General features: G+C 41.6%; 19 protein-coding genes. 5 read left to right on the top strand and 14 right to left on the bottom strand.

The genetic code is table 11. The features are described from left to right. Positions 1–32 precede the first annotated feature (32 nt). The 6 genes from L2740_RS09140 to L2740_RS09115 all read right to left on the bottom strand — a co-directional run bounded on the left by L2740_RS09140 (position 33) and on the right by L2740_RS09115 (position 6,645). Positions 33–965 carry a Dyp-type peroxidase gene (locus L2740_RS09140; RefSeq protein ID WP_248949782.1) on the bottom strand — a complete coding sequence of 311 codons (933 nt, stop codon included), beginning with the start codon at positions 963–965 and terminating at the stop codon, positions 33–35. 264 nt (positions 966–1,229) lie between these two features. Then, complete coding sequence (locus tag L2740_RS09135) at positions 1,230–2,258, bottom strand: ABC transporter ATP-binding protein (RefSeq protein ID WP_248949781.1); 1,029 nt, start codon at positions 2,256–2,258, stop codon at positions 1,230–1,232. 1 nt (position 2,259) lies between these two features. Then, entirely contained in the window at positions 2,260–3,891 is a 1,632-nt protein-coding gene (locus L2740_RS09130) for an ABC transporter permease (protein ID WP_248949780.1), read from the bottom strand. Positions 3,892–4,077: 186 nt separating this feature from the next. Continuing rightward, positions 4,078–5,085 carry a Fe(3+) ABC transporter substrate-binding protein gene (locus L2740_RS09125; RefSeq protein ID WP_248949779.1) on the bottom strand — a complete coding sequence of 336 codons (1,008 nt, stop codon included), beginning with the start codon at positions 5,083–5,085 and terminating at the stop codon, positions 4,078–4,080. 191 nt (positions 5,086–5,276) lie between these two features. After that, positions 5,277–5,876, bottom strand: coding sequence for a glutathione S-transferase family protein (locus tag L2740_RS09120; RefSeq protein ID WP_248949777.1), 600 nt, complete (start codon positions 5,874–5,876; stop codon positions 5,277–5,279). A gap of 19 nt (positions 5,877–5,895) precedes the next feature. Then, a complete protein-coding gene (locus tag L2740_RS09115; protein ID WP_248949775.1) occupies positions 5,896–6,645 on the bottom strand; it encodes a ferredoxin--NADP reductase in 750 nt (249 codons plus the stop codon). A gap of 266 nt (positions 6,646–6,911) precedes the next feature. Here L2740_RS09115 and L2740_RS09110 point away from each other — a divergent pair, with 266 nt between their 5' ends. Both L2740_RS09110 and L2740_RS09105 read left to right on the top strand, forming a co-directional pair. Next, entirely contained in the window at positions 6,912–7,487 is a 576-nt protein-coding gene (locus L2740_RS09110) for a SixA phosphatase family protein (RefSeq protein WP_248949773.1), read from the top strand. 13 nt (positions 7,488–7,500) lie between these two features. Continuing rightward, on the top strand, positions 7,501–7,698 hold the full coding sequence (locus tag L2740_RS09105) for a hypothetical protein (RefSeq protein ID WP_248949772.1): 198 nt from the start codon (positions 7,501–7,503) through the stop codon (positions 7,696–7,698). Here the strand turns inward: L2740_RS09105 and L2740_RS09100 are convergent. Both L2740_RS09100 and L2740_RS09095 read right to left on the bottom strand, forming a co-directional pair. Beyond that, the gene (locus tag L2740_RS09100; protein ID WP_248949770.1) at positions 7,695–7,958 is read right to left on the bottom strand and encodes a hypothetical protein; all 264 of its coding nucleotides are present in this window, start codon (positions 7,956–7,958) and stop codon (positions 7,695–7,697) included. The genes L2740_RS09105 and L2740_RS09100 overlap by 4 nt on opposite strands. Positions 7,959–8,046: 88 nt before the next feature. Beyond that, positions 8,047–9,828, bottom strand: coding sequence for an ABCB family ABC transporter ATP-binding protein/permease (locus L2740_RS09095; RefSeq protein WP_248949768.1), 1,782 nt, complete (start codon positions 9,826–9,828; stop codon positions 8,047–8,049). A gap of 341 nt (positions 9,829–10,169) precedes the next feature. Between L2740_RS09095 and L2740_RS09090 the strand changes: the two genes are divergently transcribed. Next, positions 10,170–10,346, top strand: a complete 177-nt coding sequence (locus L2740_RS09090; protein ID WP_108944435.1) for a hypothetical protein — start codon at positions 10,170–10,172, stop codon at positions 10,344–10,346. Positions 10,347–10,399: 53 nt separating this feature from the next. On the opposite strand, the gene aroG is transcribed toward L2740_RS09090, so the two are convergent. The 5 genes from aroG to L2740_RS09065 form a co-directional block, all read right to left on the bottom strand. Further along, positions 10,400–11,458, bottom strand: a complete 1,059-nt coding sequence (gene aroG, locus L2740_RS09085; protein ID WP_248949766.1) for a 3-deoxy-7-phosphoheptulonate synthase AroG — start codon at positions 11,456–11,458, stop codon at positions 10,400–10,402. 474 nt (positions 11,459–11,932) lie between these two features. Then, positions 11,933–13,099: a tetratricopeptide repeat protein gene (locus tag L2740_RS09080; RefSeq protein WP_248949764.1), complete on the bottom strand. Its 1,167-nt coding sequence runs from the start codon at positions 13,097–13,099 to the stop codon at positions 11,933–11,935. A 283-nt stretch (positions 13,100–13,382) separates the two neighbouring features. Next, positions 13,383–13,757, bottom strand: coding sequence for a hypothetical protein (locus L2740_RS09075; RefSeq protein WP_338056249.1), 375 nt, complete (start codon positions 13,755–13,757; stop codon positions 13,383–13,385). A 208-nt stretch (positions 13,758–13,965) separates the two neighbouring features. Next, positions 13,966–15,216, bottom strand: a complete 1,251-nt coding sequence (locus L2740_RS09070) for an ammonium transporter (RefSeq protein ID WP_248949762.1) — start codon at positions 15,214–15,216, stop codon at positions 13,966–13,968. Between the two features lie 14 nt (positions 15,217–15,230). Beyond that, positions 15,231–15,569: a P-II family nitrogen regulator gene (locus L2740_RS09065; RefSeq protein WP_248469108.1), complete on the bottom strand. Its 339-nt coding sequence runs from the start codon at positions 15,567–15,569 to the stop codon at positions 15,231–15,233. 276 nt (positions 15,570–15,845) lie between these two features. Between L2740_RS09065 and L2740_RS09060 the strand changes: the two genes are divergently transcribed. Then, on the top strand, positions 15,846–16,385 hold the full coding sequence (locus L2740_RS09060; protein ID WP_248949761.1) for an isochorismatase family protein: 540 nt from the start codon (positions 15,846–15,848) through the stop codon (positions 16,383–16,385). A gap of 120 nt (positions 16,386–16,505) precedes the next feature. Here the strand turns inward: L2740_RS09060 and nrfA are convergent, their stop codons facing one another. Then, entirely contained in the window at positions 16,506–17,909 is a 1,404-nt protein-coding gene (gene nrfA / locus L2740_RS09055) for an ammonia-forming nitrite reductase cytochrome c552 subunit (RefSeq protein ID WP_248949759.1), read from the bottom strand. 244 nt (positions 17,910–18,153) lie between these two features. On the opposite strand from nrfA, the gene narQ reads away from it, so the two are divergent. After that, positions 18,154–19,869 carry a nitrate/nitrite two-component system sensor histidine kinase NarQ gene (narQ, locus tag L2740_RS09050; protein ID WP_248949758.1) on the top strand — a complete coding sequence of 572 codons (1,716 nt, stop codon included), beginning with the start codon at positions 18,154–18,156 and terminating at the stop codon, positions 19,867–19,869. The last annotated feature ends 62 nt before the right edge of the window (positions 19,870–19,931 follow it).

The raw sequence follows: 19,931 nt of genomic DNA, 5'->3' as shown, positions 1-19,931 counted from the left end.
TTTTTGATTTATGTATTTACTCGCTAAAACTATTATTCTGCTTTGATCATAAAGTCTAATGACGGAGCAAAGAATGATGAACCGGTTAATGCTTGAGTAAAGTGCATCAAATGGTCGTGATTACCTTCACTGTCACCATACACCATGCTCTCAAGCATCTTTTCAAAATTCACCGAATTACGGCAAGTAGAGATAAACATTAACCCCTGCTCTTTCACTGAACCATATGGCATGCTCTGGCGAAGGATCTCCATCGACTTACCTTCGCTATCTTTAAGATTTACGCGTTTAATGTGGCTAGTTAAAGGCTTATCTTGCGAAGCATATTCAATATTATCAACCTTAGTACGGCCAATAACATCTTCCTGCTTCTTAACTGGTAAGCGATTCCACTTACTCAAATTATGTGCAAACTTTTGAACATGGATATAGCTGCCACCTTTAAACTGAAGATCTTCTTCAGCGACGAGTGCAACTTCTTGGCGACTGCGGCCTTTTGGATTTTCGGTGCCGTCAACAAAGCCAGTAAGGTCGCGCGCATCTAAAAATCTAAAGCCACGCTCTTCATCCACTAGCTCAACCAAGCCTTCAAACATTTGGTTCACTTCATTAGCAACCAAATGCAAAATGTCAAAACGGTCACAACGTATATGCACAAACAAATCGTATTCGATAGCTGGCGCATCACGAGTACCTTTATTCATTGCTGGAAATGGTTTTAGCTGACTAGGTCTTGCGTTTGGGTATAGTGTGTCCCAGTAATTCGCGCCAATGGCAACAAAACCATTAAATGCGCTATCAGAATACTGATCTGCTAATTCAAAAATATACTGAGCAATATTTGCCACACATGGACGCATATCAGACTCGATATTTTCATTTGCATTAAACATTAAATAGACACTGTGCAAGTTTCCTTCTGCACATACTCCAAGCTGTTCACGAGGCATAACCTGACTATCCATTATTATATGTAACCCTTTTGCTGAATTTAATTTCGGCAACATTATGTACAACTTTAGCCATTAATATCATTAACTGACGCACAATAACTAGAATTAAAAATATTTGTTAGATACGGCACACTTTTCAGCCGTAACCAACACAACCTAAGTCACACTTTGTTGCTCAACTATTTATAAAAACTCGCATACCATCTTAATCATTAAAGCCGCTATCACTGTACGCCCGGTTTCAATAACATCAAATGGAATAGTAAATCTCTATAACTACAATAGAACCAACTGCTGACTTTGATAAGCAATAGCCACACGCTGTCCCAAGCTAAAACCTAACTCAGTACTGTGGATCTCCAATATGCTATCATTCACTTTTACTTGATATTGGCAGATATTGCCTAGAAAACGCCGCTCAAGGATCTCACCCGTACCAGACGTTTCAGCAGTTAATTGTAAATGCTGCGGCCTTAATAGCACCTCACACTCTGTGCCAATCTCAAAACCTAGCGAACTTGCACTTTTAAGTTCACCGATTAACGTTTCAATTTGATGCTCATTAATCACTTTAGCGGTTAAATAATTACCAGTACCCAGAAAGTCTGCTACATATTTGTCTGACGGTGCCGAATAAAGGCTCTCCGCATCGCCACACTGTACAATACGCCCCTCATTAAACAGCGCCAGCTTGTCAGCAAATACAAACGCTTCGTCTTTACTGTGTGTCACAAATACAGCACTGACATTATGCTTTTTTAAAATCTCACGGATTTCAAGCATCATTTCACGGCGTACTTTGGCATCGATATTCGAAAATGGCTCATCAAGCAATAGCACTTCAGGCTCATAAGCCAACGCTCGGGCAATCGATACCCTTTGCTGCTGGCCACCTGATAACTCGTGAGGATAACGCTTAGCTAACCCCTCTAACTTAACAAGGGCAAGCATCTCTTCTAATCGGGCTTTACGTAGCTTTTTATTGCGAGTTTGCACGCCAAATAAAATATTTTTGGCAACAGTAAGATGCGGAAATAACGCATAATCTTGAAAAATCATCCCGACACCACGCTTCTCACTGGCAATAAACTGATCCTTATCGGCAACGACTCTATTATTGATAGTAATTGAGCCTTGACTGATAGCCTGTAAACCTGCAATAGCCCGTAGTAAGGTTGTCTTACCACAACCACTTGGGCCTAGCAGAGCCACGATTTCGCCCTTCTCAACAGTAAGATCTAAGCCTTTTAAAATCACTTGCCCTTGGTAGTCACTAAACACTTGTTGTATTGCTAATGTCGCCATATTAATTATCTTGCTCCAAGGAACGATTCAGATAGATAAGCGGAATTAGGCCAACTAGCACAATAACAATTGCAGCTAACGCCCCGTGCTCAAGTTGCTCATCCGATACAAACTGATATACATAAGTCGCTAAATTTTCAAAGCCTATAGGCCTGAGTAATAAGGCTGCGGGTAACTCTTTCATGCATTCGATGAAGACTAACAATAACCCAGCAAAGATACCTTTTCGAAGCAGAGGAATATGCACTAAACGCAACAAGTTCACCGGCTTTAACCCCATGGTTATACCGGCCATATCAAGCGATGGCGAAATGCGTTTATAGCTATTTTCGATACTGCCAATGGCTATTGCCGCAAAGCGAATGCAGAATGCACACACAATAATAAAACTGCTTCCAGTAAAGATTAAACCGGGTCCCTGAACACCAAAGTAAACAGCGATGTCGTCAATCGCGAAATCAATTACGGTAAAAGGCACTAATATACCTATTGCCAACACAGTACCGGGCAATGCGTAACCCGTTGACGCTAACCGTGAAGGCAAAATATCTGCTCGCCGCGGGCTAATGCGGCGAATAAACATCAACAAAATACCGATAGCAACACAAATAACACTCGCCACCAAGGCTATCCACAGACTATTAAAACTGTATTCAAAAAACTCTTCATTCCAGCTTTCAGCGAAATAGCCGTAAGCGTATTGCAATAAAATGATAAAAGGCAGTAAAAAGGCCAACAACAGCAAGGTACTGCAATAACCCAAAGCCAGCATAGCCTTGGCACCTTTTAAAGGGTAGATATCCAGCTCACCGGGAGTTGATTGTTTTTGAAATAACTTTTGCTTGCGACGGGCAAATCGTTCAAAGCCCACCATGGCAAAAATCACCAACAACATAATGGTTGATAGCTTAGCTGCTGCCGTCAAACTGCCGTATTCAAACCAAGTATCGTATACCGCCGTGGTTAATGTGGGCACAGCAAAATAGCTAACGGTAGCAAAGTCAGCGGCAGTTTCCATAGCAACTAACGCTGCGCCGACAGCAAATGCTGGCCGCGCCATAGGCAGGCTTAAACGCCAAAAGCTTTTCCAAGGGCCACAACCCATCACTCGAGTCGCCTGGGTTAAGCTGGCTGACTGCTCCATAAAGGCGGTTCTTGCTAGTAGGTAAATATAGGGAAATAACACCAGCGCTAACATAATTGCAGCGCCACCCAGCGAGCGAACTTCAGGAAAATGATAATCTTGCGGCGATTGCCAAGCAAAAAATGCCCGTAAGCTTCGTTGCACAGGACCGGCATAATCAAGTAAATCGGTATAAACATAAGCGACAACATAGGCTGGCATCGCTAACGGAAGTAATAACGCCCATTGAAAAACACGTCGACCAGGAAAATCACATTTAGCCACCAGCCAAGCGGCAGGGATCGCGATAATTAGCGAGCCTAGCACCACCCAAAACATCAGCCATAAACTGTTACTAATATAGGTAGGCAATACGGTATTAAAAAGGTGGGGAAACACAGATTCATCAGGCATAAATGACTGACCAATAAGTGCAATAAGTGGTGTGATAACCAGTAATGCTAACGTATAACCTGTGACAGACCAGCCCTTGGCTAAGCCTAAAACCATAATTTAACTACCTAAGTAAACGAAACAATGCGTTGTTAGAAACAAGAAAACCTATCTTATTGCCATCAGCATAAGATAGGTTCAATGAGGTGTTTCATTGGCGCCCACATATTACTAGCCTATAGCCAGTTTGGCGTAGTCTACGCCTAACGTGTTAGCTCAACCTTAAACAACTTTATCACTAAGTTACAGATCAAATTTAACTTCATCGAGCAATTTAATCGCAGCGCTGTGATATTCTGCTAGCTTGTAAATAGGCAAGTCGTCTGCTTTAAACTCACCCCAAGAAGCAACTAGCTTAGAGGGTGCAACATCGACCTTAACAGGGTATTCAAAGTTAACTTCAGCATAAGTTTGCTGCGCTTTATCGCCTGATAAAAACTCCATCAACTTAAGCGCTGCAGCTTGGTTCTTTGAATGTTTTGCCATTGCCATACCAGAAACGTTGATATGTGAACCACGGTTGTCTTGGTTAGGGAAGTTAATTTCTATCGCATCAGCCCAAGCTTGTTGCTTTGGATCTTGCAACATTTTGCCTAAGTAATAGCTGTTACCAATCGCTAAGTCGCAAAGACCTTCGCTAACCGCTTTAACCTGCGCTCTGTCATTACCTTGTGGTTTACGCGCAAGGTTAGCTTTCCACCCCTCTAACCAAGTTTTAGTTTCTTGCTCGCCATGATGGGCAATCATTGAAGCAACTAGCGAAACATTGTATGGGTGCTTACCGCTACGGGTACAAATCTTACCTTTATATTTTGGGTCAGCTAAATCTTCATAATTGATATCAAGCTTACCTAGGCGATCTTTTGATGAGTAGATATTACGAACGCGCATGGTCAGCGCGTACCACTCGTCATCTGGAGAACGATATTTTGCAGGGATATTTTGTTGTAACGTGTCACTGGCTGCAGGAGTAACCAGATCTTTTTCAACGAGTTCCATTAAACGGTAAAAATCAGAGGTTAGCACCACATCAGCTTTAGATAAGCGACCTTCGCGCATCATGCGCTCCGCAATGCCTTTTTTCGAAAACACAACGTCAACCTTAATACCCGTTTCTTTGGTGAAATCGGCTAAGATTGGGTCAATTAGAAAAGCTTGTCGATAGGAGTATACAGTTAAACTATCTGCCGCATTTGCAATTGAAGCAAAGCAAGCAAGCCCTATTACAGCAAGACTTTTTACCATTTTCATTTGTTTCTCCCTCAAATATCGTTCGGTGCATCACTAAGTGATACTGATAATAATTCTCAGTCGCACAAATGGTAATCAAAACTTAACTGAACAGCAAGTTTTTATCACAGATTTAACACTTTCACTAACAAGTTATATTGCATCAGTAAATACTTAACTTACATTATCTTAGCGCTTTGTTATCAGCCATATTAGCGCTTAGGTAAGGTCGATAAGAATAACTCGGTTTGTGCAATATTGCCGTGCCATAGTGATAGTGCTGGCACCACCTTACGCCAAGACAATTGAGGATGACGAAAATCAAGATAGTCTAATAGACAAACCAGCATCACTTGCTGGGCAGTTAACTCTTGAAAATGGCTAAGTCCCAACTGCTCCACTTGCTTTAATCCCCTAAGCAGTGCCTGCTCGAACCTTGCTGCCCAAAAGTCGGAGCGCAAACCGTCTTGTTCACGCAACTGCTCTTGTCTTAATGACACCGCGCTATCTAGCATGCCTTTTAACAATGAAAAATGGCACTGGTTAGCCCAATCATTGTATTGGCCAGCGAATAGCTTACTGTCGCCGTATTTAGCGTCGATAAACTTCATTATCACTTCGCTGTCATATAAAGATGAGCCATCGTTCAAGCTTAAACAGGGGACTTTAGCTAGCGGGTTACAACGCAAGAATTCTGCATCATTCACAAAAGGATCAACAATGACTTCGGCAACATCATTTACGCCATAGTAACGCAGTAATACACGCACACAGCGGGCATAGGGCGATGCATCAGAATAAAACAGTTTCATGGTTAAGCTCTTCCATTAGTTACCAATATTTCTCTACTGTGATTTGCCCAGGTGCACGGCGCAGGTTTTTCACTAGCCCCTTATCCGTTAGCAGCTGTTGCATCTCGCTAATCATACCCGGATTACCACACAACATAACTTGTGAGTCGCTTGAGTTAATATTTATACCGGTTTTGGACTCTAACTCCCCATTAACCACCAACTCAGGGATCCTTTGATTAAATGCGTCAGCAAAAGGCTCTCTCGTCACTGAAAGCACCAATTTGAATTGCTCAGGGTGGTCTACTTCAAACTGTTTAAGTAGCTGTAGATAGGCAAGATCTTGTACTTCTCGCACTCCGTAAACCAATATTACTTTGTCATAAGATTGCCATGGTTCATTCGTTGCCATCATCGAGATAAATGGGCCAACAGCCGTCCCAGTAGCGATAAACCAAAGATGTTTACCCTTTTGCTCATTTTTAGGGAGTTCATCGAGTGTCATAAAACCTGTCGCTTTGGTGGCAACATCAATGCTATCACCAACTTCCAGCGCTTGCAGGTTAGGAGAAAGCTGACCATCGTTTACTGCAACCGCCAAGATCTCAATGTAGTCAGTCCCCGGTGGGTTAACTAGTGAATATGCTCGTCCTATCCTTTTATCGTCTACAACTTGGCTTAGCTTAATAAATTGACCAGCAATGAAATCCCCAATATCGGCTTTTATTCGAAGAGAAAAGAGCTTATCGCTCCAATCTTGCCTAGATACAACCTGTCCTTCTATCCACATAGCATGCCCCTAAGTCTATTGTACGAACCTGGTCTAATAGCACTCCAAGCTCAATTGCGTCTGTAACAACATATCAAACTAAGCTTTGTATGTAACAATGCACAATCTGTAACATGCCGTTACCTAAGGATAAAGCTATAAATAAGCATATGCTTTTATTTGTGCAACAGAAACATTAATCTACTGACTTGCCGATTTTATTATGTGTAAACTGTTGCGGTTGCTTAATCTAAGTTAAAGCAACAAGGCACTATTGAGGAGCCTACGTGAAATTGATAAGTCCAACATTTATTAAACTGTTTGCTTGTACTTGTCTTGCCGTTAGCATGCTAGGCAATCTTTCTTTCGCCGCACAAGTCGCAGTTAGCAAGCCCACGCTTAATAAGAATAGCGATATAACCAAAGTCGTGTTGTTAGTTCGGCATGCCGAAAAGAATATATCTGATAACCGAGATCCAAAGCTTAGTCCGACCGGAATAGCGAGATCGCAAGCACTAGCTAAGCAGTTATCGCAGCTTGAATTATCTCAGCTGATTGCCTCTGATTATCAAAGAACCCAATTAACCCTAGCGCCTATAGCCAAAGATAAAGCGCTTAATGTGACCATTGCAGCAACTAAATCTGGGCTAACTGCTCATGTAAATAATATTGTCGCTTTAGTAAATAAAGAGCCAGGCAATAGCTTAATTGCTGGACACTCTAATACTCTTCCTATGATAATTAGCGCACTTGGTGGCCCCACTATCAAAAAGATCAGTGAATCAACTTTTGGTGAACTGTATCAATTGGATATAAAACCAAATGCTGAGGTTGTTTTAAGCCAATCTCATTTTGGTCAATAGCTAAGGAAGTTCGATGACTAATTCAAACCAGATCTCTAAACCGAAAGCCTTGTCTGATAGCTGTAATAGTTGCGAGCGAATGACAGTGATAGAAGGGGAGCATGTCTGTTTTAGAGAAGGCAAAATCACCGGATTAACGCCAATGAAAGCCTCCTCAACAAAAACAAAGCTTATTTGTGACGGCTGGAAACTAGGTAAACTCGACTTTTAAGCGCTGAGCATACCTGCGTAATCTCGAGCTGAAAACTTTGGCTCATATAAAAGACCAGCCTGCGGCGACTCAGGTATTGCTTTTGCCAAACTCAGCCCTCGAGTAGTAACACGCATACCTGCGTGCAATTCAAAATATACAACTTCAAGTTCGTCAGTTTCTAGTCCGCGCTTTTTTAGCGTAGCCATAATCGCTAACCAATCAGTATTCACTTTACTGTCTTGGCCTTCAATTTGCGCAAGTATCGGTATATTTTTCATTGTTAGCTTCTCAGTATCCGTTGCCGTTAATTTATGTGCGATTATAGCAATATGAAACTGAACCTTTGCTGAACTCTAGCTTTAATAACTATTCACTAGCTTCTTGTTGCACTCGCCATAACTTGGCATAAAAGCCCTTTTTAGCGAGTAAATCATTGTGACTTCCTGATTCAACAACCTTTCCTTGGCTAAGCACAATAATCCGGTCAGCATCGACTACGGTCGATAATCTGTGGGCAATAACCAAACTAGTATGACCTTTTGCCACCTCTTTTAAGGCAGACAAAATAGCTTGTTCTGAATGACTATCTAACGATGATGTCGCCTCATCAAACACTAAAATTGGTGCTTTTTTCAAAATAGCTCGAGCAATAGCAACACGTTGCTTTTCACCACCTGATAACTTTAAGCCGCGTTCTCCCACTTTAGTGTCGCCGCCCTCAGGTAGACTGGCGATAAAATTACCCAAATGAGCCATTTTAATTGCAGCATTGATTTCATCTAAGCTCGCTTCCGGGCGACCATAACGAATATTCTCAATCAAAGTATCGTTAAATAAAACTGTATCTTGCGGAACAATAGCGATAGCTTGCCTTAAAACATCTTGCGTCACATGCCGAATATCGTGACCATCAATCATAATCTTGCCATCTACCACATCGTAAAAACGGAACAGCAGTTTAACTAAGGTTGATTTGCCTGCCCCACTGTCACCAACAATCGCCACTTTCTCGCCCGGTTCAATGGTAAAACTCACATCATCTAATATCGTACGAGAATCATAACGAAAGCCAACATGCTCAAATGACACACGTCCTTGAATTAACGCTTGGTTATGCGCATCTTGCTGATCATTAATCAGTGGTACTTTATCTAATAAATCGAACATACGTTCAATATTGGCAAATGCACCACGGATCTCTCGATAAACAAAGCCAAGGAAATTAAGCGGAATAAACAGCTGCATCATAAACGCATTGATCAACACAAAGTCACCAATCGTCATCACACCTTGGGTCACATCATATGCCGCCATCCCCAGCATAAGTGTCATAGCAACCGAGATAATACAAGCTTGACCTGCGTTTAAGGCAAACAAAGATAAACGGTTTTTACGCTTAGCATCTTCCCAGTGGGCTAGCGCAACATCATATTGCTTAGCCTCATACTGCTCATTATTAAAATACTTAACCGTTTCATAGTTAAGTAAGCTATCTATCGCTCGGGTATTAGAAACCGAGTCGGCTTTTGCTGCATCGCGCACGTAGCCAGTTCGCCACTCGGTAGCAACTATCGAATAAGCTCCATAAGCTATCACGGATAATAAGGTTACCCCCGCAAACTTATAGCCATAGTTGTAAAATAAAATTCCTACCACCAATACGATTTCTAAAATCGTCGGCACAATATTGAACACCATAAAGCGCATCAAGAAACTCATACCACTGGTGCCGCGCTCTATATCTCGAGACAGGCCACCAGTGCGGCGCTCTAAATGAAACGCCATATCTAATCGGTGTAGATGTTCAAATACAGCCATTCCTAGACGACGAATTGCTCGTTCGGTCACTCGGCCAAACAAAGTATCTCGAACTTCCGAGATCAATGTATTAAGTAAACGAATACAGCCATAAGCAACGACTAATGAGATTGGAACCGATATAAGCTCCGCAGTCGAAGTATTAGATAAACCATCAACTAATGCCTTTAATACAAAAGGCAAGCCCACGCTGGCCACTTTTGCTACAACCAAGCACAACAGCGCTAACCCAACCCTTTGCTTAAACTCGATAAGATACGGCCATAACATACGCAACACATGCCAATTAAGCTTACCGACCGGGCCATCGAAATATAATGAAGGGCGCATTTTTACTTCCAAAATAAGTTGAATATGTAGACTAGAATTTCTATTGTACGACAAGAATTTAGCGATTCTCAGCTAAAAGATAGCTACCACAGGTGTAACAAAAAAGTTAACAAACACTTGCTCGCGACTATGCTATCGTACTATTTTAAGCTCAATATAGCGGCAGACGAACTCAGAAACTGAGCCGGTTTACACACTTTTCGACTATTTTGTACTAAGTCGCGTAAATACTGTTAACCCAAAGAAAAGAATTTGATATTCTCTGCGCTACAAAATTAAAAGTGAACAAGTTAGAAGAGTCGATATGACGCTTTTCAAGTTAACTACAAAAGGATGCAAACATGCTTGACTCATCCAAGCCACAATATCCCCCCTTACCACTCATCCAAACATGGATATGGATGATGACCCAATCTGGAAATCCTGAAATTCAGGAAAAGGGACAAAACAATCTTATTGCTTCTTTTGGTAGCTTAGCGAAAGCTAACCAATACTTGCTTGAGCAAGAAGGAAAATAGTTCACTCAGCTGAATATTCGAATTAAAAAAGGAGGCCTTAGCCTCCTTTTTACTTATTCACCCGCTCTACGTTGAGTAATGCTTTGATTAAGTGTCGCCAACAAGCTTTCAGTATCGCTCCAGCCAATACAGGCATCGGTAACACTCTGGCCATAACATAGTGACTGACCTTGAATATGGTCTTGGCGGCCTTCAATCAAATTACTTTCAACCATCACTCCAAAAATAGCATCTTCACCAGCTGCAACTTGCGCTGCAACATCATCAGCAACCAACATTTGACGCTCAAACTGCTTGCTGCTGTTAGCATGGCTAAAATCGATCATAATATTACTGGCAAGTTTTGCTTTTTCAAGCTGCTGCTTAATATCACTGACATGCGCCGCGCTATAATTAGGCTCTTTACCACCACGTAAAATAATATGGCAATCAGGATTACCTTTAGTCTCAACAATTGCTGAATGACCAAACTTAGTCACAGATAAGAAGTGGTGAGGTGCGCTTGCCGCGCCTATTGCATCGATAGCCACTTTAATTGTGCCATCGGTTCCATTTTTAAAACCAACTGGACTTGATAGACCTGAAGCTAGCTCACGGTGGACTTGAGACTCCGTTGTACGCGCACCAATCGCGCCCCAACACATTAAGTCGGCAACATACTGAGGAGTGATCATATCTAGAAACTCACCAGCGGTGGGTAGTCCCAAATCATTTAAATCTAACAATAGTTTACGTGCAGTGCGCAGGCCATCGTTTAGTTTAAAGCTATTATCCATATATGGATCGTTGATTAAGCCTTTCCAGCCAACGGTTGTACGTGGCTTCTCAAAATAAACCCGCATAACGATCTCTAACTGATCTTTATAACGCTCTCTTAGTTCAACTAAACGCTTACCGTATTCGAGCGCAGCGACAGGATCGTGGATCGAGCATGGACCGATAACAACCAACAAGCGGTCATCTTTTTTAGCTAAAATATTGTGAATGCTTTCACGGGCATTAAATACGGTCGCTGATGCGTTCTCTGTTGCAGGAAATCGCTCCAAAATCGCAATAGGAGGTAACAACTCTTTAATTTTATTAATTCGAACATCATCATTTTGGTAATACATGGTAATACTTGCTCCGTCTAGCCTATGAATACAGATCTCTCAATTGCGATACTGCAGTCAATTTAGCCAGTATGAGCATAGATTGCAATCAAGTTATTATTATTTCACTTAAATATTTTTAAACTATTGTTTAAAATAAAAATAACTTTCACAAAATAGAAATAAACTCTCACCTGATTAACCATTTAGTTCGATAAAACATCTAATTAGCATAAATATGTCATTGCAAAGCTAGCTAAGCTTATTGAAAACACATTTAATCTTTTGCTAAGACTCAAATTAGGCTTAGCTATAATATTGACCCATCCCCTATAATCACAACTAAGCTTTCTACCTAAAAAACAACACAGCCATAGGCAAATAAGCAGCTAAGATTGCATTAAAATAGCGGCGGAAAAATAGTAGCCTTAAGCAGCGGCTTTAATCATAGATAGGGTAAATCGAGTGGCAGGGATTATGGCTAAGCAGCAAAAATCAATGACTGCGCATAGCCTGCAGTTTTGACTGATAACGCTGTTTATTACGTTCGTCTTTAGTTAGCGATAAGGCCTTTTGCAAATTTTGCTGAGCACGTTTTTCATCGCCAGTAACCCAATAGGTACGCGATAGACCAAAGTAAAACTCATGGCGATAATCAGCCTTTGCAATGGCTCGCTTATACCAAGCCAACGCGTCTTGATACTGCCTATCTAAATAGGCCTGCTGTGCCATACCATAATAGTAATAAGGGTTACGTATACGAGCGAGCTCTAGCACTCTATGCACATCAGCCCACTCTTCTAGCCTATCTTGCGCTGCCAACATAATCGCGTAATTATTTAAGGCATTCATGTCTTCTGGGCTTACAGTTAACGCATAACGATAGAGCGCCTCAGCCTCACGGTTCATCCCCTTATAACGATACAACACAGCTAAGGTATTTAACGCTGGCAGAAAATGGCTCTGCTCGTTAAGCGCCAGTTTTAGCAAGCTGTAAGCCTTATCATAATCACCAGCAACTAATGCTTCCGCAGCTAAGTTATTATAAAACATTGAAATAACTGTCGACTTATTAACTCTTTGTTTGTTATAGCCCTGCATTGCACGTTCAGGTAAAAAGTCGATTTGAATTGAGCGAGTAGACAGATTAAACACATTGCCCTTTTCCTGAGGCAATAGTACTAAATTGATATGACCATTGACTAAGTAGAAACCACCTTGCTTATCCCATATGGGCGGAATACCAATGTCTTGAAATTCAACCTTTACATCAACAGCCTCAGCTAGCGCAGCAGTTAATACCACTAACGACAAACAGTTACCCTCGCGATCGTTAAAGGTTTCACTCGCAGTTCGAGTCACATTGTCTGCATACTTAAAGCCGCCATCATCAGCATTAATATAGTTTGCAAGCCATTCATGCACCATTGATTTAGATTGTTGTTGATATTTGTTCGAGCGTTGCTGCGCACGCTTTAACTCAGCAATTGCTTCAGGGGGTAATTCAAACAACTCTTCTGGACTTGCTAACGAGGAAACCGGCGTGAAATGTGAATCATGGAAATAAGGGGTTAAATCAACACTAGGCTTACTCTGTTGGCTGGCACAACCAAAAAGTAGACAAGTAATTAATCCGAAAAGAAGCAAAATGGGTCGTTTCATCGCACACTCAACACAAAGGCTCTATACATTAAGCATATGTCATTAATATGAATCTGGATGAAAAAAGCACAAAAAACCAGCGACTAAAATGTATAGCCTGCAATTAAACCAGTAAATGCGAGTCCCCGATAAATAATAAAGAGCAAGTAATAAAGAATAAATTACAAAGAGATGGGTTAGCAGTAAGAAACAACAGCTAGCAATCTATATTCAATCTAGAATACTAGCTCAATTGATACTTTATCTGGCTAATACAGCGCTCGATTTACTTAAGCAAGAATGGCTAAGGTGTGTCAGTTTTGCTTGGAGGGTCAATTTGAATATAAAGCTGCTGATTTTGGTACTGATAAGGTCGGTAATACAAACCTTGGCAAGCAAAGTGCTGATAAGGAGCCACAACCGCTAAACATCCAATAGGCAAGCTTTGTAAAATTTGCAACTGTTGCTGATAACGCAGCGCTTCTTGCCACTGATGTTTACGCTGCACTTCATCTCGCACCGCAAAAGCATCAAATGGTTCACTCGACTTTCTTACGACCACCTGCCCAGCGGATGCACTCGTAATCGATACTAGGCAAAGTAGCGCTCCAAGGCTAAATGAACTAACAAGCCGCAACTTATACATGCACACTTTAACTGCTTGTATAACCCAATGCATAATCGCTCCTCGTTTTACCTAGTTAGCGCTACTTTAGCGTAAATCGACTACAACCCGTATAAAGATTTACCAATTAACACAATTTTAATTACAGATTATTACCTACAAGTACTTACTTAAAAACAACAATTCCCGAGCAATAGTCATAAAAAAAACAGAGCCAAAGCTCTGTTTTAATATTTAGCATTGTCAATGCAAATAGATTGAGTTAACTCGAGCTTTTAATCGATACAAACTCAGGGTAAGCATCAATACCACAATCCGATGCGTCCATACCGTTATACTCTTCCTCTTCTGTAACACGAATTCCCATAGTGAGTTTAAGTGCCAACCAAACAACTGTCGATGCAGAAAACACCCAAGCAAAAATGACTGCTGCGCCATATAGCTGGGTAATCAATGTCGCCTCAGGATTAGATAAAGGCACCAACACTAAACCAAGTAAACCTGCTACGCCGTGCACCGAAATAGCACCTACAGGATCATCAATTTTCACTCTATCAAATGCCACAATTGAAAATACAACCAGCCCACCAGCCACTATACCAATTACACCGGCCATGGCTAATGAAGGTGATAATGGATCCGCAGTAATTGCCACCAAGCCTGCTAATGCACCGTTTAAGATCATCGTCAAATCAGCTTTGCCCCAAATCAAACGGCAAACGATTAATGCTGATAAAGCACCAAAAGCGGCAGCAGAGTTAGTATTAACAAAAATCTTAGCAACAGCGCTGGCGTTTTCAGCATCTGACACCAACAGCTGTGAACCACCGTTAAAGCCGAACCAGCCCATCCAAAGAATAAACATACCTAAAGTTGCCATAGGTAAGTTTGAACCCGGAATAGGATTCACCTGACCATTTGCACCATACTTACCTTTTCGAGCACCTAATAGCAGCACACCAGAAATCGCCGCAGCAGCGCCGGCCATATGCACAATGCCACTACCAGCAAAGTCGACAAAACCTGCTTTAGCTAAAAACCCGCCGCCCCATGTCCAATAACCTTCCACTGGATAAATAATGGCAGTCATAAACACTGAGAAAATTAAAAACGCCCATAGCTTCATGCGCTCAGCAACCGCTCCAGACACAATAGACATTGCTGTTGCCACAAACACAACCTGGAAGAAGAAATCAGACTCTAAAGCATGGTCGGCATCAGCATCTTGCGAGCCAATTAAACTACCAAATGATGGCAGCCAGCCGCCTTCAGCACTATCAACATACATAATGTTGTAACCAACAATTAGATACATCACACAAGCGATAGAATACAAACACACGTTTTTGGTCAAAATTTCAGTGGTGTTTTTAGAACGTACAAGCCCTGCTTCAAGCATGGCAAAACCTGCCGCCATCCACATAACTAAGGCTCCAGAAATTAAAAAATAGAAAGTATCTAGGGCAAAGCGTAACTCAGTTACTGTTAATCCCAACTTGGCTAAATCATCCATTTGCTTGTCCCCTTTTAAAGTGCGTCGTTATCGAATTCACCAGTTCGAATTCGAATGGCTTGCTCAAGATCGGTAATAAAAATTTTACCGTCACCAATTTTTCCTGTGCGAGCAGCGCCTGTAATTGCTTCTAGTAGCAGCTCTAATCGCTCAGTTTTTATGGCTATCTCCAGCTTAACTTTAGGGAGAAAGTCGACTTGATATTCTGCACCACGATAGAGCTCAGTATGCCCCTTTTGACGACCAAAGCCTTTCACTTCAGTAACCGTCATACCTTCTATGCCAACACCCGCAATGGCTTCGCGTACATCATCTAATTTAAATGGTTTTATAATTGCACTAACCAGTTTCATGACTCTCTCCCAAATTGCATTTCTTGTTTGTTAAATACAATTCAAGCATTAGGCCAAAATATAAAAACCATAATAATCAAGTGACTAAATAGATCTCGACTTTATCCACTGACTATTTATGCACCAATGATGTGCGTAGGTTACTCAAATGCACTGTTGTAAAGCATCGGTAGCTCAGTCGTTAGACTTATCGCCAATTGGAGGCAGATAGTAAGGCTGTACTATTACAATCAGCTTAAAAACAAGCCGTGCCTATATGCCAATGAGGAAATGAACATGCTCAAAGCAGAACAATGTGTATTACTAGTGGTTGATGTACAAGGTCAATTGGCGCGTGTAGTTGAACAAAGCGAGCAGCTACATCAAAACTTAGAAACACTGATTAAAGGCGTACAACTTTTTGATATACCAGTTCTATGTTTAGAGCAGCTACCCGATAAACTTGGTGCCACTAGCTCAAATATCGCCAACGCCATCAAACCATTTGCCCCTATCAGTAAACATCACTTTAGTGGCTGGCAAGCCTATGAATTACAGCAACAGCTAACTCAACTGGGCCGAAAGCAAATAATTTTGGCAGGGATTGAAACTCATGTATGTGTATATCAAACCTGTCGTGACTTACTAGACAATGGCTTTCAAGCTCACCTTGTTATTGATGCTGTGTCTTCGCGGGAGCTTGCGAATAAAATCAGTGGTATTGAAATGATGCAGTCTTACGGTGCAATACAAACCAACGTAGAAACCCTGCTATTTGAATTACAACATCATGCACAGGGCGATCGCTTTAAAGCTCTGTTAAAACTAATTAAATAATGAACAACATTGATGATAACCACCTATTTAAGTTGGTGGTTTAGGACTGAAAACAAAAAAGCCCTCAAATGAGGGCTTTTACATCAAATACTTATATTAATTCAAAGTGTTTAACTAAACTTACTTGTAAGTTGCTTCACGCTCTTTAGCTTCAGCATCCCACTTAGGTAGAATAGTTTTCTTGAATTCTGCTTTATCAGCATTCATCTTATCCATATCCATACCAAGAGCCGCTTGCGCTTTAGCTTTAGTAGAGATATCTGGAAGTGCAACTGGCTGAGGTACACCTTTCTTAGCAAGTAGTTGAGCTAACTTAACGCGAGCATCAGCAGCCTTGTTTAGTGCAGTGCCTAGTACACGTAACGCTTCATCTGGAGCGTGAGATGCAACACCGTGAGAAGCGATTGCATAATCCCAGCGCCATTGACCGTGACGGATATCTGTTAGGATTGGCTTCATTTCAGCTTCAGTCGCACCAGCTTTCCAAGCAGCACCAGCTTCGAAGTGAGCTCTAACTAATTGCTCTTCAGCTTGTAGTTGGATCTGCTTAACCTTAGCTTTACGCTCGTTATCTAGGTTAACCATGAACTCTTTGCTTTGATCATGACAAGTACCACAAGTTTCTTCGAAACGATCAAATGGGTTACCCACTTTGTGATCGGTAAACTTACGGCCTTCAGCGTTTTTCACCTTAGGCATGTGACAGTCAGTACAACTTACATTGTTCTTACCGTGCATACCTAGCTGCCAAGTTTCATAACCTGGGTGCTGAGCTTTTAGCATTGGCGTTTTAGAGATAGCGTGAGTCCAATCTGCGAATTCGATAGCATCATAGTATGCTTCCATATCTTCAACAGTTGTGCCCTTGTCCCATGGGAACTTAACAAAACCTTTTTTATCAGCAGTTTTTTCAAAGTAGTACTCTACGTGACACTGACCACAAACCATAGATTGCTTGTCTTTACGAGAAGCATCCTCGAATGGTGTGCCAATCGCTTCCATTGCGCGCTCAGCGTATGGGCGAGAGATACGTAGCTTAGACTTACCTTTTTCGTGACAGTCAGAACAACCGATAGAGTTAACGATTTCTGGACCACCTTTAGCCCACTTACCTTTGAAGTAACCGTCTTCACCTTGCTCTTCAATCATACGAGGTACGTCTGGGCTCTTACAAGACCAACATGCCATTGGCATTGGGCCATCTTCAGCAGTTTTTGGTGCGCCAGTACGTAATGTATTACGTAAGTCGGTTACTGCGTAAATGTGACCACGCGCTTTGTTGTAGTCTTTAGCGAAACCGTAACCAGCCCATAAAATCACTAGGTTAGGGTCTTGCTCTAGCGCATCGATAATCTCAACGCTTTCAGACGTGTCATGCCAACTGTTATACTGCTTTGAAAACTTATCCTTATAAACTTCGTTACGAGGTTCAGTTTTATCGCTTGCAAATGCGCTACCAGCAATTAAGCTCGCAGCAACGATTGCACTTAGTGCAAAAGTCTTTTTAGTTAATGTTTTCACCATCTCATCTCCATGTTACTTTTATAATCTTTATATAGTCCCACCTATTCCAAGGCCGAAGTTAATCACTTCCATTTAACAAAAACATACCCCTTATGGGGTATCCGGAGTGAAGTTTGCGTTAGATCAAATTGTAAACGTGGTGTTGCTCACACTTTTATGTATTTGTTAACGTAATCAAGTAACCACTAATGTAAAACAGCTATAAATTAATAGCACATAAATGCCCATTACGAGATTTTTTTAGATGAAAAAAGGTAGACTCACGACAGCGATTTGGGGCTTCATGTTAACGCTGATTTTACTTTCTAGTGGCCTCGCGATTTTTGCCATTATCAACCTTTCTTATAGTTTAGGTGATGCCCGTGCGATCAACGCATCAGGTTCATTAAGAATGCAGAGTTATCGACTAATGTTTTATGCCAATTCAGGCAGCGAAGAAGCAGCAAAAAAAATTGTCGAATTTGAAAATACACTACATTCTCAAGCACTTAAACGTTCTCTAACTTGGTACACACCACAAGATTTAAAAGATAAGTACCTAACGGTCATCGATAAATGGCAAGTCATGCGCTATTACATTGAAACCGAAGAATCTCGATTGTATGCCGCAGCATTAAAAGATTTTGTCGATACAATTGATCTGTTCGTTCTCGAGACCGAGCAATATGCCGCGTTGAAACTAAAAATATTAGCGCTTAGCCAAATTGTTGGCTTAGGGTTAATGTTGCTTATTGCCTTTTTTGTAGTGCGTATCGCTAAACGCAAAGTTGTTAAGCCTTTGCAACAATTGATGCAAACGGCTGATACAATTTCGCAAGGAAACTTCAATGTTGAGATGCCTCAAACAGAGTACCTAGAACTGAGTGCGCTCAGCAGCGCTCTAGACTCAACAGTGAAAAAGCTAGCGACTGTTTACCAAGGGCTCGAAGATCAAGTACAAGAAAAAACGGTTGCCCTCACTCGCGCCAACGACGAGTTGACCCTGTTATACGACAGCTTGCTAATGCTGCACTCGAGTAAGCTAAACAAAAGCACATTGTCACAGGCCCTAGATGCTCTGCAGCTACATGAAAAAGACGTGCATCTGCGTTTAGTGATGGTCGAAGATGGTGAAGTTGCCGATATCATTACAGCCGGAGACCAAGATGAATGGCCACATGGTAGCGATAACACCATTCAATTCCCTCTAAAATTTGAGCAAAATAATCTAGGTTATATTGAGGTGAACTCGGCAGTCCCATTCTCAAGTCAGCTAATTAATAACTTCGCCATCATGCTCGCTCGCTCTATGCTTATTTATAACGCGGGTGAACAACGGCAGCAGTTAGCATTAATGGAGGAGCGCGGGGTTATCGCCAGAGAATTGCACGACTCTTTAGGTCAGCTGTTATCGTTTTTAAAGATCCAAGTTAACTTACTTTCAAAGGAACTCGACAAGACGTCTAAGAGCCCAAGAGCTGCCGAACAGTTACAAGAGATTAATGAGGGAGTAACCACTGCGTACGTGCAGCTTAGGGAGCTTTTATCGACCTTCCGCTTAACCATTAAAGATCCTAACCTTGGTCACGCCATCGAAGGGATGATTGAGCAATTACGTGGTCAGTCAAATGCCAACATTACTCTAGATTATAAGTTACCGCCGCAATTGCTCGGCGCACACCAGCATATCCATATTTTGCAGCTCACACGTGAAGCCACCTTAAATGCCATTAAGCACGCAAGTGCAAAACATATTCATATTAGCTGTCAAAAGGTGTCTAATGAAAAGGTTATTATTAGCATAAGCGATGACGGCATCGGCATTGATGCGTTACAAGAAAGAGACCAACATTTTGGTCTTGGTATTATGCATGAACGCGCCAGTCGACTATCGGGTGTGGTAGACTTTGGCTCAAATAATAAAGGCGGGGCCACAGTAACTCTTACTTTCCCTCCCGAACAAGAGCCTGCGCAGCCTTAACCACTGCCAGTTTCCGGGATATTATTTAGTTTAAAGCACAAATATAATTGTTTAGTTCGTCT

This window comes from Shewanella pneumatophori (assembly GCF_023283895.1).
Classification (GTDB): Bacteria; Pseudomonadota; Gammaproteobacteria; order Enterobacterales; family Shewanellaceae; genus Shewanella; species Shewanella pneumatophori.
The sequence above is the reverse complement of the archived record's forward strand: the minus strand, read 5'-3'. Positions and strand labels throughout refer to the sequence as shown.